Here is a 15,496-nt window from a genome sequence, read left to right as displayed (position 1 = left end):
CTTTTTAGGCGAAAACTTCCTCTACAGCTTCCTGCATAGCGCCGACAATCTTGTCGGCCTCCGAGTTTGAGAGACAGAGAGGCGGGGCAAAGCCGATGATATCTCCCTGCGGCATGGCCCGGGCAATAACGCCGCGCTTCAGAAGAGCGGCGGCAACTTTCGCCCCCATCGTCAGGGACGGATCAAAGAAACGGCGGGCTTCCCGGTCCTCGACAAATTCCACAGCGAGCATCAACCCTTCGCCCCGGACATCTCCGACATTTGCATGATCGGCGACGGCGTTTGTCATCGCCGACTTGAAGTAGCTGCCGACCTTATCGGCATTTTCCACGAGGCCCATTTCATCGATCAGTTTAAGGTTGGCAACACCTGCGGCGGCACCGATCGGATGCGCGGAATAGGTCCAGCCGTGGCCAATAGCCCCGAACTCATCCGTCCCGTCTTCAAGGACTTTCCAAACCCTACTGGAAATGATTGACGCGGAGAGCGGCGCATATGCAGACGTCAAACCCTTGGCCGAGGTAATGATATCCGCCTCAATGCCGTAATGATCGGAACCGAACATGCTGCCCAGACGGCCAAAGCCGGTGACAACCTCGTCTGCGATCAGCAGTATATCGTATTTTTTCAGAACCGCCTGTATCGCCGCCCAATAACCTTGTGGTGGTGGTACCAGCCCACCGGTTCCCAGTACAGGCTCGCCGATAAAGGCGGCGACTGTTTCCGGCCCCTCGGCAAGGATGAGCTTTTCGAGCTCGCTCGCGCAATATGCCGTAAATTCCTCTTCCGACTGAGCTTGGTCTTTACGGCGGAAATAGTAAGGCGCTTCCGTATGAATAACCTGCGCAAGAGGAAGGTCGAACTTCTTGTGAAACAGCTCAAGCCCGGTCAGCGACCCTGTCATCAGCCCGGAGCCATGATAGCCGCGCCAACGTGAAATGATCTTCTTCTTTTCCGGCCGTCCGAGAATGTTGTTATAGTACCAGACAAGCTTGATGTTGGTCTCGTTCGCATCGGATCCGGACAAGCCGAAATATACCTTGCTCATGTTCCCGGGCGCCCGATCCATGATCATCTTCGACAGCGTAATAGAGGCTTCGGTGCCATGCCCCACATAGGAATGGTAATAGGCAAGCTCCCGCGCTTGCTTGGCAATTGCCTCAGCAATTTCCTGGCGGCCATAACCGACATTCACACAATAAAGCCCGGCAAACGCATCCAGAAGCTTGTTCCCGTCCCGGTCGGTAATATAAACCCCCTCACCTGTGCTGATGATGCGATTGGGGGCTTCACCGCGGGCGAACTGCGCAAGATGCGTCGACGGGTGGAAGAAGTTCTCCCGATCCCATAGGCTGAGTTGATCATTTGTAAGCATTTGTCTCTCCTGACTAAAATAGGGTTACGCCCAATCGCGGCATATATATTTGATGTTTGAGAAGGCTTCGATACCATGGCGTGATCCTTCCCGGCCGAGGCCGGATTGTTTCATCCCGCCGAAGGGTATGGGCGCGCCGGTTATCTTCGTCCGGTTTACCCCGACCATGCCAAATTCAAGAGCGCGGCTGATCCGGTAGATACGGGACGGATCTTTCGTATGCAGATAGGCCATCAGACCATATTCCGTATCATTCGCCGTCGCCACAACGTCCTTTTCATTATCGAACGGCGTAATGGCGGCAACGGGGCCGAAGGTTTCCTCATGCATGATCAGTGCATCGGCCGGAACATCGACCAGAACCGTCGGCTCATAGAAAAGCGGTCCCAACTCGGTCAACACCTTGCCCCCGCAGGCAAGTTTCGCCCCGCCAGCAACGGCGTTTTCAACATGACTTTTCTGCTTTGCGATGGCAGCGTCATTCATCAACGGTCCGATGTCCGGATCCGTTATTCCGTTGTCCACGACCAGATCCTTCGTTTTACGGATAAATTCAGCGCAAAACTCGTCATACACCGGACGCTCAATGAAGAAACGGTTGGCGCCCAGACAATCCTGGCCCGAGGTTGCAAATTTCGCCTTGATCGCCTCATTGACGGCCTTCGGAATATCGGCATCTGCAAATACGATGAAAGGCGCATGCCCGCCGAGTTCGAGACTGAGACGCTTGATGGTCGGCGCGCATTGCTCATAGAGCAAACGGCCGATTTCCGTTGATCCGGTAAAGGACAGCGCCCGAACGCGACGGTCTTTCGTCCAGGTGCCGACAATTTCCGCCGGTTCCCCGATGACAACATTGAACACCCCTGGCGGAATGCCGGCCCGATGCGCAAGCTCGGCAAGGGCGAGAGCGGAGAGCGGCGTCTCTTTGGACGGCTGGACAACGACGGTGCAACCAACAGCCAGCGCCGCCGCAGCCTTGCGGGTAATCATGGCAATCGGGAAATTCCAAGGCGTCACCAGAGCCGCAACCCCGATCGGTTCCAGCCAGACTTCAATTTCCGCGTTCGGCAGATGCGAGGTGACGCCGATGATATCCGCACGCTTCGCTTCTTCAGAGAAAAACTCCGCAAAGGACGCACCATAGGCGATTTCACCGCGGGCTTCCGAAAGAGGCTTTCCTTGCTCCAGGGTCATGATGACGGCCAGGTCATTCTCATGCGCCATCATCAGGCGCCCCCATTCGCTAATCAGCGACGCACGTTCCTGTGGCAGCAAACTGGACCAGTCCGGAAAGGCTTTCGATGCAGCATCCACTGCTGCTTCACTTTCCGTCGCGGAGAGACTGGAGACGGTTGCGATCTGCTGACCGGATGCGGGGTTGTACACGCCCATCGTCGCGCCGCTTTTTGCCGCGCACCATTTTCCGTCAATATAGGCGAATTCCCTCACCAGCCCGGGGTCCGACAGAAGATCGAACTCCTCGACAAACTCCTTTTTCTTCACATTGGCTCCCATGGGACGACCTCCGATTATTCAACAGGTTGGTGTTTAACCTATTCCTTTTGACGTAGAGGGTGCTTTTGAATTATCCAGCTAAAGCAGAGGTTTTCTCTGAAAATCAGCCGATCAGGAGAGAGACTCACTGGTCATTGCGATATTCGTATAATTCCAGCGGCGGAATTTGGCTGAATTTAACCGGCTTTGTCACAACGTATGAATAGTACCGCCGCAGGCCGATATCGGAGTTAAGCAATTTATCGACGAGCCTTTGGTAGGTATCGACATCGCCGCACAGAAACTTGACGATATAATCTATGCCGCCGCCCACGGCCCAGCATTCGACGATCTCGGGGATTTCCAGAACCGCCTTCTCGAACCTTTCAAAATCGACTGCCCGATGGCTGCTGATTTCCGCTTCCATGAATATGACGGAAACCGAACCGAGTATTTTCAGGGAAACATTGGCGCTGTACCCTTCGATGATTCCGGACTGTTCCAGCTTCTTCAGTCGCTCCCAACAGGGAGTCGGCGACAGATTGACATGTTCCGCCAGTTCCGTTTTGGTCATTCGACCATTTTTTTGCAGGACAGCCAGAATTTTCAGATCCCGCTCATCTAGTGCAAATGCCATATAAATGCCCAGTCTATCCGACGCGATTCCCCAGAATTGTCTTGCATATAAAAACGGTAAATCCTTATATTAATGCATGACAATCTGGACCCCGTGTTACGATAATCTAACTCGCCCCCTCCATACAAGTCTAGTTTCCGCGTTCAAGGAAGCCATTGCGGACGGCAGGCTTCCCGCCGGCACACAACTGCTCCCTCATCGAACGCTGGCGCACAAGTTGGGGATCAGCGTCCATACCGTCGGCAAAGCCTATGAAGAGCTGAAACGGCTCGGACTCATAGACGGCCATGTCGGACGCGGCACATATGTCCTGTCGCCCACTCTGCCATCCCGCCAGCCATATTTGATGGAAAGGGGAAACAACGGAACAATTGATCTGTCGATCTCCCGGCCGCTGATAGATCATATACATGTCGACAGAATGGATGCCGCCCTGAAAGATCTCCCCGTGGGACTGGATCATGACACATATCTGGCGTGTCGGCCCAATGTCGGCCTGCGGACCCATCGGGAGGCCGGAGTGGACTGGCTGTCCCGTTGTCAACTCGATATTTCACCTGAGTCCGTCATCATCACGAATGGCGTTACCCATGGCATGGCCGTTGCGCTTTCTGCCGTCACCCGACCAGGAGACATTGTCGTCACGGAATCAATTGTCCATCACCTCATCATCTCACAATGCTCGTATCTTGGATTACGCCTTCAGGGGCTTGAGTTCGACGAACAGGGTATTGTTCCGGAAGCTTTTGAAATTGCGTGTAAAAGTCATGATGTAAAAGTGTATTTCAGCGTCCCGACGGTCGCCAATCCCATGGCGACCATGATGTCGGAGGAACGCCGTCGCGAGCTTGTCGGGATTGCCCGCCGATATGACGTCTTCATTATCGAAGATGATGCCTGGGGACCCTTGGTAGAAGACCGCCCCCTGCCCTTTATGGCGCTTGCACCGGAGCGGACAATCTATCTGACATCTTTCACAAAATGCACCTTGTCAGGCTTGCGCACAGGATATCTCGTCGCGCCGGACAGCCTGATACCGGCCATAACCGGACGACTGATTGCGTTCAGCTGGATGGGCACCCCCCTTGTTGCCGAACTTGCCAGCCGATGGATCAAGGATGGAACCGCAGACGAACTCGTGCAATGGCAACGGCAGGCGCTTGCGGAACGCCATACAATCATAAAAGAGGAGATGACCGGCCTGTCCTGGCGCGGACACCCCAATTCCTTGCATTTCTGGCTGGAACTGCCCGAGGGCTGGGACACCACGACCTATGTCAATCATGCCAATTCCCTCGGCATCGCCATTGCCCCGACCCAGCCTTTTCTGACACCCAATATACGGAAAGCCGATGCCGTCCGTATCGCCGTCGCCGGCACACAGGACACCAAAAGGTTTCGTCGGGGGCTTTCTGCAATACGCAATCTCTTGCGGCGGGCGCCAGAGCCTTTCATGCATAGCCTGTAATTGTACTGCTACAATACTTTCATTGACTAGCAATACAATAATGCCTCATTCTTGCCCCAACAGTGTTTGATTTCGGGGAGGCCTTGTAGCGAGGCAATCCTCTATGTCGACTTGATTTCCTTTAAATACGGGACCGCTTGCGACCCCGTGGATAAAAAGCAGGCTAAATTTCGAAAACCTTCGAAAAGGGAGCGATCTATAATGAAACTTTTCAAACGTCACTACTTGAGCGGCATCGCCGTTGCAGCCGTATTCGCGGCAGGCATCACATCTGCGAAAGCAGATACCTGGAAATACGCATTCGAAGAAGCAATCACGGATGTCCAAGGTGTCTATGCAACCAAGTTCAAGGAAGAACTGGAGAAAAACACAGACCATGAGCTCCAGCTATACCCTTACGGTACATTGGGCGAGTCCGCAGATATCATGGAACAGGCACAGGCCGGCATTCTGCAATTTGTTGACCAGTCACCGGGTTTCACCGGCTCGCTGATCCCGGAAGCGCAGGTTTTCTTTGTTCCTTACCTGCTACCCTCTGATCCGGAAGAGCTGAATGCTTTCTTCCGCAACAGTAAAGCCATTAACGAGGACTTCAAGGAACTCTATGCCGAGCAGAACCTTGAACTTCTGACAATGTTCCCGGAAGGCGAAGTGGTCATGACCACGAAGGAAGAAGTCCGCAGTCCGGGCGACCTGGATGAAGTCAAATTCCGGGTCATGACAAATCCGCTTCTGGTGGAATCCTACAAGGCTTTCGGGGCAACGCCAACGCCGCTGCCTTGGGGCGAAGTCTATGGTGCCCTGCAGACAAATATCATCCAAGGCCAGGAAAACCCTCTGTTCTTTGTTGATTCAACAAAGATGTATGAGGTGACGGATGTCATCACCTATGCGGGGCACAACAACTTCACCACCGCTGTCATGGCCAACAAGGAATTCTATGACGGTCTGAGTGACGAAGACAAGCAGGCTATCCAAGCCGCAACCGACGCCGCATTCGAGCATATTCTCGAATATCAGAACGGATTGGGCGAAGAGGCAATTGATAATATCAAGAAAGCCAAGCCTGACATGAAGGTCGTCGTTCTCTCTGAAGAAGAGCGCGCTCCTTTCAAGGACGCAGCATCGGCCGTGGAAGCAAAATTCATCGAGATGACCGGTGATAGCGGCAAGGCAATTCTCGACCAGATGAAAGCTGATCTGGATGCTGCGATGAACTAATTATCGACCTGCAAAACAGCTGTCCGCCTTGTCTGGGAAGCCTGACCGCGGGCAGCTGTTTATTCTTTCTAGGGGGAGAATGATATGGCGTCATCAGAAAACGGCGAAAGCCAGGAATACAAATCGACGTTACCGGGCTTTCTGGGGACCATTGATACTTTTATCAGCCGGTTTGAAGCCCTGATACTGGCGCTCGGCGTCATCCTGATGGCAGCCAATACCATCATAAACGTCGTCGGTCGTTTCGTTTTTCAGCACAGCATATTCTTCACTGAAGAACTCAACAGAATACTCATTATCCTTATTACCTTCGCCGGGATCGGATACGCCGCAAGATATGGACGGCACATCCGTATGTCCGCGATATTTGATGCATTATCAACGAAATTACGCAAGAACCTGATGATCATCATTGCTATCGTGACGGCGCTGACGATGTTCTCGCTCTGCTATTTTTCCATTGGATATATTGTCAAGGTCGCCAACTCCGGGCGCATCCTCCCGTCTCTTCAAATTCCTGTTTACATTATCTTTCTCTGGGTTCCAGTCGGCTTTTTTGTTACCGGCATTCAATACGCGCTCACAGCCGTTAAAAACCTGACGGCAAAAGATGTTTATCTCTCAACTCACGTTATTGAGGGATATGACGATGACGAACTGGAAATTTGAGGTAAGCAGATCATGGCTATTAAAATCGCGGGGATAATGATCGTTCTGCTGCTGGCTGGGTTTCCAATGATGGTTCCCCTCCTCCTCGGGGCGTTTTACGGCTTTTACGACCTGTTCTCAGGCGTGAGCAAGATGGAATTTATGATCCAGCAGATGCTGGCCGGCATCCGTCCTGCTTCCCTGATTGCGGTACCGATGTTTATTCTCGCTGCCGATATCATGACCCGCGGGCAATCGGCAAACCGCCTGATCGACTTGGTCATGAAATTTATCGGTCATGTCAAAGGCGGACTTGCCGTCAGTACAGCTGCGGCCTGTACTCTGTTCGGCGCTGTCTCGGGCTCAACGCAGGCAACGGTTGTCGCTGTCGGCTCCCCCTTGCGCCCCCGCATGCTCAAGGCCGGATATAATGACTCTTTTGTTCTGGCGCTGATTATCAATGCCAGTGATATCGCCTTCCTCATTCCGCCGAGCATCGGCATGATCATCTATGGCGTTATCTCCAGCACCTCGATCTCCGAGCTGTTCATCGCAGGGGTTGGCCCCGGCCTTCTTCTGCTCGTCTGCTTCTCCGCCTACAGCATGATCTATGCGACAGTCAAAGGTGTCCCGACAGAACCAAAGGCCACATGGGGAGAACGTCTGGCCGCCATGAAAATGGCCGTCTGGCCACTCGGCTTCCCGGTTATCATTGTCGGCGGAATCTATGGCGGCATCTTCAGTCCGACAGAGGCCGCGGCCGCCTGTGTTCTATATGCCCTGATCCTTGAACTCCTGGTCTTCAGATCCCTGAAGTTCAGCGATATCTATCCGATTGCGAAATCCACTGGCCTGATTACGGCGGTTGTTTTCATCCTTGTGGGCGCCGGCGCGGCCTTTTCATGGGTGATTTCATTCGCCAATATCCCCCAGGAACTTCTGGGCGCTGTGGGTGTTGATCAGATGGGGCCAAAAGGCGTTCTGGCCGTAATTTCCATTGCCTTCTTCATCGGCTGTATGTTCGTCGATCCCATCGTTGTGATCCTTGTTCTGGTTCCGATTTTCGTCCCGGTCGTAGAAGCGGTAAATCTGGATCCGGTTCTGGTCGGAACGATCATCACCCTGCAAGTAGCAATCGGTTCGGCAACACCGCCATTCGGCTGTGACATCTTCACGGCAATTGCGGTGTTCCGACGGCCTTACATGGATGTGATACGCGGAATTTTCCCCTTCACCGTGATACTGGCGTTTGTTTCCGCCGCCCTCATATTTTTCCCGCAAATTGCTCTTTTCCTGCGTGATTTGGCGTTTCGTTAAGGCAAAGGAAGAAAGATGTTCAAAACTATTCTCGTCCCGTCAGACGGTTCCAAGGGATCGTTCGAGGCACTGCGCAAAGCAACCGAGCTCCAGAAGCTGACCGATAGTGAACTGCTGATCATCACCGTCTTCCGGCATCACAGCCTGCTGGAAGCGTCAATGTCCATGGTCCGACCGGAAACACCGGAGAATATGGATGATGCTATGCGGGACTATGGCAAGGAAGTCGCGGATGCCAGCAAGCAGTATGCTAAATCTCAGGGGTGCACAAATATCCGGGCCTTTGTGAAAAGCGGTCAGCCGGCGCGGACCATTGTCAAATTCGCCAAGGAGCGCAATGTCGACCTGATCGTCCTGGGCGGTCGCGGGCACGGGGATCTGGAAGGACTACTGCTCGGCAGTGTATCGCATAAGGTAACCAGCCTGGCGCATTGTCCTGTGATGGTCGTCAAATCCTCGGGAACGGAACCGCGTGTCGAAGGTGCGGAAGACGTCACTGCCTGACGGCTCCCGCCCGTCTTACGATCAGCCTTTGTAAATATGTTAAGTCTTCGCTCTTGACGGCAAGCTCGCAATGATAATGCCCGGCGTCAGGATCAGCAAACTCATGATCCCCAGCCATGTCAGCTCTTCGCCGAGGAAGATATAGCCGAGCAACGCACCGGAGGCCGGCACCCCGGACATGATTGCGGCAGTCACCGAGGGCCCAACATTCCGTACCGCGATCGAGACAAGCACCAGCCCGAACATATTCGGGAGGATTCCCTGATACCCCATTTGGAACAATAGTTGATCGGTCGGAACATCCGGTATGCCAGTGGGCAGGAAAAGCCACCATACGGGAATGAAAACAAGGGCGTTCAGGATCGACCCGCAGAACCAGATCTGGCTGACCGACAGCTGCCATGCCCGGTTCATCATCAGGTAAAGCACAAAGAATGTAGCGGCGATGACAAACATCAAATCGCCGAGCCAGGTACTTCTGATATCGAAACCGGACACGCCGAATGCAGCGCAGCTGGCGCCGGCAATAATCAGCACCGCGCCGATGATCTGTTGTCGGTTCGGCTTTTCCCTGAATAGAAAATAACCGAATATCATGACCAGGGCGGGCAATATCCCGTTCATGAAGACCGCCCCATGGGCGGCCGGTGCATAGTTAAAGGCAGCGAAAAGGACCAAACAATAAGGCACCCCCGTCACAGTCGCCGCAAGCGCCATATTCCGAATGGTCATATGACGCCAAGGCTTTGCATATAAAACGTAAGGAAGCGACAGAAGACCCGAAATTCCAAAGCGAAACGCCATGATGTCATAAACCGTGAGCTCTGACTGGACCCCGGCGCGGCTGGTAACCAGCCAGCCGGACCAGATGATCACAATGATCAATGCTGCCGAGATGCCAATGACAGCATTTGGCGCAGATGAAAAAGATACTCGCGATGAAGAAGCCATGAAGCGTTGCCAGACCGTATTATTCTTGATTTTACGTCGTAATGTGCAGAGGAGAGAATTCCTTGAGGCAGGGTATCGAACGCACCCTGTGACTCAGAGGGTACGACAATTCATCCGGTTGGTAAACGTCGAAACTGGTAATAATCAGAACCCCGTCACGCATGGATCGGTATATTGCAAGCCGCCCTGAGGTCATAAACTGTTTTGCCGGTTATGGATTCCGTGGCTCTTGTCGCAAGCGGCACGTCTTCCCGCCCCCATTGAATAACAATGTTGCGCCGTGGAGTCGCCGCTTTATTCGGCCCGCCTCCATGCAGTATGCGCGGATGAATAGCAACCACAGAGCCCGGCGCGCATGTCGCGGTTATCACATCCCCCGCACGATAATCATCCGGGACGGACATGTTTTTTGATGGCAAATGCGATTGTTTGAGAAACCGGGTGGCACCGATCGCCTCGGTCATACCATCGACGCAGATCATTGTCCGGACCATCGCCGGGGCCACCGGCGAGATGAACCTGTTCGGATAATCGCGATGCCAGTTAATGCCACTTCCGATCCTCGGGGATTTCATCGTGAGGTTCGATAAATGTGCAATAACATCAGTTGTTTGCAGTATCTCCGAAACCATTTTCACTATATCGTCCGCAATGATGAAAGGAAGAGCATCCGGGCAAAATTTCACAATATCTCCAATGATGAAGATTGCGTTCTCATCCTCTCCAACCTCAACACCGTCACGCTTGTCCGCCGGCTGATCTCGCTCAAAGACACAAGATTCGGCCATTTCCTTATCAATCGCCGCCCTTTTGCAGGCGCAATCAAGCGATTCTGCAAGCTGTGACAGTTTATCCGCTGCGAAAACCGGTTCCGAAACACAAAATCCGTTCGTTCTATAGGCATCCAACATACTGCTCACCTAACCCTCTTTCACCCGCTTTGAGGACGGGTCATACATGGGTTTTAACGAGGCCTCGGCCGCTACAAGCCGACCTGCGACTTCGATCTCATATCGTGAGGCCAGCAGTTCCTCCGGACTTTCTCCTTTGCACGGGACGTAGCCAAGCCCGACGGACCCGCCCAGAGTATGACCATAGCTCCCGGAACAGATATAGCCCACGACCTTGCCGTCACGAAGAATGGGCTCATGATGAAAGAGCAACGGTTCAGGATCCTTCAGGCGGAACTGCAGGATACGTGACAAGGGCCCTGTTTCCTTGCGGGCCAGCACGGCATCCCGGCCTATGAAATCCGGTTTACCTGTTTTTACCGCAAAGCCAAGTCCCGCATCGATCACATGATCTCCCGCCGTGATATCATGACCGAAATGACGGAATGCCTTTTCTATCCGGCAACTGTCCATCATATGCATACCGCATAGTTTGAGATCGAGATCGGTGCCCGCCTCAAACAGGGTTTCGAACACATGCCCAGCCATGTCAGTGGACACATAAATCTCCCATCCCAGTTCCCCGACATAGCTGACGCGATGGGCTCGCGCGAGCCCCATTCCGATCTCGATCTCCTGCGCCGTTCCAAACGGGTTATGGGCATTCGAAAAATCGTTGGGGCTGACCTTGTTGAGAAGTCGGCGCGCGTTTGGCCCCATAACAGCCATGACCGCTTCACCTGCCGTCACATCGGTGATAACGACGCGATAATCGCCTGCATGCTTTTGCAGCCAGCGCTGATCCGCAAGGCATGTCGCCGACGGTGTGACCACCAGATAGGCGGTTTCGGACACTCGCGTCACCGTGACATCCGCCTCGATCCCGCCTTTTTCATTCAGGAACTGGGTGTAGACAATCTTGCCAACGGGAACCGAAAAATCACCCCCAGCAACATAGTTTAGGAACTTTTCTGCATCCGGCCCCTCAACACGCAGCTTGCCAAAAGAAGACATATCGTAAAGGCCGACATTTTCGCGAATAGCCCGATGTTCCGCCGCCGCGTTTTCAAACCAGTTCTGGCGCTTCCAGCTATATTTGTACTCCCGCTCCTGTCCAGGATTTGCAAACCAGTTTGCCCGCTCCCACCCCGCGTTCTCGCCCATCACCGCGCCCTGCTCCAGCAGATGATGATGCAGCGGTGAGCGGCGAATACCGCGTGCCGTGGCTTTCTGGCGGAACGGGAAGTGATCCGCATATAAAAGGCCCAGCGTTTCTTTCGACCGTTCAAACAGATAATGACGATTACCCTGAAAGGGCTGCATGCGTGCAATGTCCACATCGCCAAGGTCGAAGGGCTTTGCGCCATCCTCGATCCATTGCACGAGCGCCATTCCGGCGCCGCCGGCAGACTGTATACCGATGGAATTAAAACCGGCGGCCACCCAGAAATTATCAAGCTCCGGCGCCAGACCAAGGTGATAGGCGTCATCCGGTGTAAAACTCTCAGGCCCGTTGAAAAAGGTGTGAATTCCTGCTTCCGCAAGCACCGGCATCCGATTGACGGCATCGCTCAGGATTGGCTCGAAATGGTCAAAATCCTCGGGTAGCTGGTCAAACTCGAAATTCTGCGGGATGCCCTTCATCCCCCAGGGTTTTGCCACCGGCTCAAATGCGCCGAGCAGGAACTTTCCCGCATCTTCCTTGAAATACGCGCATTCGTCCGGGACGCGCAGCACAGGCAGCTGCGGAAGGTCCGGAATATTCTCCGTGACAACATAAAAATGCTCGCAGGCTTGCAGGGGCACATTGACGCCCGCCATACGGCCGATCTGATGCCCCCACATTCCGCCGCAATTGACGACCATGTCGGCCTCAATACGACCGGAGGCACCCGTTTCATCCTGCCAGTCAACACCAACGGCACGGCGTCCCTTAACGGGGATATGGGTGACCGCCACCCGCTCCCTGATCTGAACACCGAACTGGCGCGCCCCTTTTGCCATGGCAAGCGCAATATTGCCGGGATCCCCCTGTCCGTCGAGCGGTAGCCATACCGCCCCCTTCACACCATCGATATTGAGATACTCATAGCGTGCCTTGACCTCGGCAGGACTGATTTCCTCGACCTCGACATCGAAAGCCCGGGCCATGGAAGCCTGACGCAGGATTTCCTCCTTACGCTCCTCCGTCAGGGCAACCGTGATTGAGCCGTTCTGCTTGAGGCCTGTCGCAATGCCGGTTTCCGCTTCCAGTTTGCTGTATAGCTCTCGGCTGTATTTCGCCAGCCGGGTCATGTTTTTCGAGGCACGAAGCTGCGCGATCAGACCCGCCGCATGCCAGGTTGTTCCGGAGGTAAGCTGTTTCCGCTCCAGCAGGATGACATCTTTCCAGCCAAGCTTGCCCAGATGATAAGCAACTGAGCAGCCGATAACGCCGCCCCCAATAATGACAGCCCGTGCCTTCTTCGGCAGCTCATTCATGCCCGCATCCCCCACTGCTTCAAATTAAACCCCCAATCTCCCCTGACTGCCAAACAAGCGATATCAATGGACATGACGCGAGTATCCGGGATAGTGTTTGTCAAATGTACCAGAGATTTCGATCATTTTTCCTCCTCGCCGGTTTGTTCTTGCTCAGTGCCTGCACCTCAGCAGGCATCACGGTCGCAAATGCACCAGTCCCGTTTTTTGAGGGAACCATCGAAAGAGACATCGTCTTCGACGAAGAAAGCAAGCAAACACTCGATATTTATATACCGGATCGCGCAACCGAGGAAAGGCTTCCGGTCGTTATCTTCTTCTATGGTGGCCGATGGACAAATGGCGAGAAAGGAGATTTCGCCTTTGTCGGAACTACCCTCGCCGAACAGGGGTTTGTCGTCGTCATTCCGGACTATCGTAAATATCCGGATGTCCGGTTTCCGGCATTTGTGGAAGACGGCGCCAATGCCGTAGGCTGGGTTCACAAGAATATCGGAGACTATCGCGGGAAGTCTGAGACGCTCTTTCTATCCGGACATTCATCCGGGGCGCATATCGCTTCGCTCCTGATCGTTGATGAGCGATATCTGGAAGATGGCACGATTTCAGCCATCAAAGGGTTTGCAGGGCTCGCCGGCCCCTATTCCTTCACCCCCGAGGCAGAAGATGTGAAAATAATCTTCGGGCCGCCCTCCCAATATCCGCAAATGCAGGCAACGACCTTTGTCGACGGGAGTGAGCCGCCGATCCTGCTGCTGTATGGCCGTGACGATGAAATTGTCGCCCCCTACAACCTGGAACGGTTACGCCGCAAGATTGAAGAAAAGGGCGGACAGGTTCAGGCGAAATACTATTCCGACGTCGGGCATATAGAGATCATTGGTGCGATGTCATGGATCTGGCGGTATAAAGCACCGGTTGTTGACGATTTGGCCCTGTTTTTTCGCGAAAACTCAGATAATTGAGCTAGTCGGCAGGATCGGTCGCCTTCCTCTTATAGGCAAATTCGTCCCGCAGGACCCTTTTCAGGATCTTGCCTGACGGATTGCGCGGCAGGCTATCCCTGAGGAGTACTCTTTTCGGCACCTTGAACCCGGCAAGATGCTTCCGGCAATGCGATAGGAAGGCATCTTCGTCAAATGTCACGCCCTCTTTGGGCACAATGACGGCAACCGGCACCTCTCCCCATTTGTCATCCGGCAGGCCAATGACCGCCGCTTCCAATACGTCCGGCATCTGATAGATGACGCGCTCCAGCTCGGAGGAGGCGATATTCTCACCGCCGGAGATAATCATGTCCTTCTTGCGATCGGTAAGATAGAGAAACCCGTCTTCATCCAGCAGCCCGACATCGCCGGTCTTGAACCAGTCGCCAATCCGTGTTTCCGCCGTTTTCGCCGGATCGTTCCAGTAACCTTCGGTCACCTTCGGGCCACGCAGGCATATTTCTCCCTCTTCACCCGGCGAAAGCGGCTGCCCTTCGTCATCAACAATCCGGATAGAAACATGCGGCGTCGCGCGACCGGTGGAGCCAATCTTGTCAATCTCCCATCCGGGTTCCATGAAGGTGTCCCCGCTGCACGACTCCGTCAAGCCATAGGCGTCGATATATCGCCCGTTCGTAAAATACCTCTGGAATTCGAGGATTCGCCCCTCCGGTGTCTTTTCTCCGCCACCTATACACCATTCCAGGCTTCCAACGTCATAGTTTCCCTTATCCGGATGCTCCAATATTCCTGCGAGCATGATCGGCGCCAGCCAGGCACCGGTAAGCTTTTCAGTCTCGATTGCCGACAGCACCGCAAGCGGATCATATTCCCGATGAATCTTCAGCATGCCACCAAGCCACAGCACGGCCATGCCCGGCAAATCGAACGCACCGACATGATAAAGCGGACCGGTCACCAGCAACCGGGTCTGCTGGCTCAATCCGAGAACGACCACATGTTCCATGCTTTTCCAGTAGAAATTGTCATAGCTATGCATGACGCCTTTTGGCCGGTCCGTCGTTCCCGAAGTATACATGAGGCGGAAAAGATCACCGGGCCGGACATAGCACGGCTCGGGTACCTCACCCTCCACCCCTGAGAATTCAAGGATGTTTTTCTGCATTACATCGGATAAAATATGCTTTGGAATATTAACTTGCAGGATATCGTCAAACTCCGCATCTCCGATCAGGAGAGAAGCATTTGCGTTCCCGACGATATAGGCCACCTCATCTGTCGCCAGGCGATAGTTTATGGGGAGGAAAACAGCACCAAGATAGCTGGAGGCGCAGGCAATTTCGATAAAGGCTGGACTGTTCTTCATGAAAACAGCGACAACATCCCCCTTGCTGATCCCTTGCTCCGCAAGAAACCGGGCGAGCTGCCTGACACGCTCCCACAGCGCGCCGTAGCTGATACGGCTCTCCTCATAAACAATGGCTGTGTTTTCAGGCCAGCGTTGCGCATGGTATTTCAGAAAGCTGCTGAGATTGACCATTTCAAAATCCTCTCCTCAAC

Annotated in this window: 13 protein-coding genes; 6 read left to right on the top strand and 7 right to left on the bottom strand. The window is 53.9% G+C overall.

Annotated elements, in window-relative coordinates; translation table 11 throughout:
- Positions 1-4: 4 nt before the first annotated feature.
- The 3 genes from AAC599_RS16020 to AAC599_RS16010 all read right to left on the bottom strand — a co-directional run bounded on the left by AAC599_RS16020 (position 5) and on the right by AAC599_RS16010 (position 3,509).
- Positions 5-1,375, bottom strand: coding sequence for an aspartate aminotransferase family protein (locus tag AAC599_RS16020; RefSeq protein WP_340151414.1), 1,371 nt, complete (start codon positions 1,373-1,375; stop codon positions 5-7).
- 24 nt (positions 1,376-1,399) lie between these two features.
- Positions 1,400-2,893, bottom strand: coding sequence for an NAD-dependent succinate-semialdehyde dehydrogenase (locus AAC599_RS16015; protein WP_340151413.1), 1,494 nt, complete (start codon positions 2,891-2,893; stop codon positions 1,400-1,402).
- 124 nt (positions 2,894-3,017) lie between these two features.
- Positions 3,018-3,509 carry an Lrp/AsnC family transcriptional regulator gene (locus AAC599_RS16010; RefSeq protein ID WP_340151412.1) on the bottom strand — a complete coding sequence of 164 codons (492 nt, stop codon included), beginning with the start codon at positions 3,507-3,509 and terminating at the stop codon, positions 3,018-3,020.
- A gap of 76 nt (positions 3,510-3,585) precedes the next feature.
- Between AAC599_RS16010 and AAC599_RS16005 the strand changes: the two genes are divergently transcribed.
- The 5 genes from AAC599_RS16005 (at position 3,586) to AAC599_RS15985 (ending at position 8,667) form a co-directional block, all read left to right on the top strand.
- Positions 3,586-4,977 carry a PLP-dependent aminotransferase family protein gene (locus tag AAC599_RS16005; RefSeq protein ID WP_340151411.1) on the top strand — a complete coding sequence of 464 codons (1,392 nt, stop codon included), beginning with the start codon at positions 3,586-3,588 and terminating at the stop codon, positions 4,975-4,977.
- Positions 4,978-5,178: 201 nt separating this feature from the next.
- A complete protein-coding gene (dctP, locus tag AAC599_RS16000) occupies positions 5,179-6,198 on the top strand; it encodes a TRAP transporter substrate-binding protein DctP (RefSeq protein WP_340151410.1) in 1,020 nt (339 codons plus the stop codon).
- A gap of 84 nt (positions 6,199-6,282) precedes the next feature.
- On the top strand, positions 6,283-6,867 hold the full coding sequence (locus AAC599_RS15995; protein ID WP_340151409.1) for a TRAP transporter small permease: 585 nt from the start codon (positions 6,283-6,285) through the stop codon (positions 6,865-6,867).
- A gap of 12 nt (positions 6,868-6,879) precedes the next feature.
- Positions 6,880-8,163 carry a TRAP transporter large permease gene (locus AAC599_RS15990; RefSeq protein ID WP_340151408.1) on the top strand — a complete coding sequence of 428 codons (1,284 nt, stop codon included), beginning with the start codon at positions 6,880-6,882 and terminating at the stop codon, positions 8,161-8,163.
- 15 nt (positions 8,164-8,178) lie between these two features.
- Entirely contained in the window at positions 8,179-8,667 is a 489-nt protein-coding gene (locus AAC599_RS15985; RefSeq protein WP_340151407.1) for a universal stress protein, read from the top strand.
- 39 nt (positions 8,668-8,706) lie between these two features.
- Here the strand turns inward: AAC599_RS15985 and AAC599_RS15980 are convergent, their stop codons facing one another.
- The 3 genes from AAC599_RS15980 to AAC599_RS15970 all read right to left on the bottom strand — a co-directional run bounded on the left by AAC599_RS15980 (position 8,707) and on the right by AAC599_RS15970 (position 12,989).
- Positions 8,707-9,618, bottom strand: a complete 912-nt coding sequence (locus AAC599_RS15980) for a DMT family transporter (protein WP_340151406.1) — start codon at positions 9,616-9,618, stop codon at positions 8,707-8,709.
- Positions 9,619-9,773: 155 nt separating this feature from the next.
- On the bottom strand, positions 9,774-10,529 hold the full coding sequence (locus AAC599_RS15975; RefSeq protein WP_340151428.1) for a phytanoyl-CoA dioxygenase family protein: 756 nt from the start codon (positions 10,527-10,529) through the stop codon (positions 9,774-9,776).
- 9 nt (positions 10,530-10,538) lie between these two features.
- Complete coding sequence (locus AAC599_RS15970; RefSeq protein WP_340151405.1) at positions 10,539-12,989, bottom strand: FAD-dependent oxidoreductase; 2,451 nt, start codon at positions 12,987-12,989, stop codon at positions 10,539-10,541.
- A gap of 104 nt (positions 12,990-13,093) precedes the next feature.
- On the opposite strand from AAC599_RS15970, the gene AAC599_RS15965 reads away from it, so the two are divergent.
- The gene (locus AAC599_RS15965) at positions 13,094-13,954 is read left to right on the top strand and encodes an alpha/beta hydrolase (protein WP_340151404.1); all 861 of its coding nucleotides are present in this window, start codon (positions 13,094-13,096) and stop codon (positions 13,952-13,954) included.
- A 1-nt stretch (position 13,955) separates the two neighbouring features.
- Here the strand turns inward: AAC599_RS15965 and AAC599_RS15960 are convergent, their stop codons facing one another.
- Entirely contained in the window at positions 13,956-15,476 is a 1,521-nt protein-coding gene (locus tag AAC599_RS15960; RefSeq protein WP_340151403.1) for an AMP-binding protein, read from the bottom strand.
- Positions 15,477-15,496: the final 20 nt, after the last annotated feature.

This window comes from uncultured Sneathiella sp., assembly GCF_963976355.1.
GTDB lineage: Bacteria > Pseudomonadota > Alphaproteobacteria > Sneathiellales > Sneathiellaceae > Sneathiella.
The sequence above is the reverse complement of the archived record's forward strand: the minus strand, read 5'-3'. Positions and strand labels throughout refer to the sequence as shown.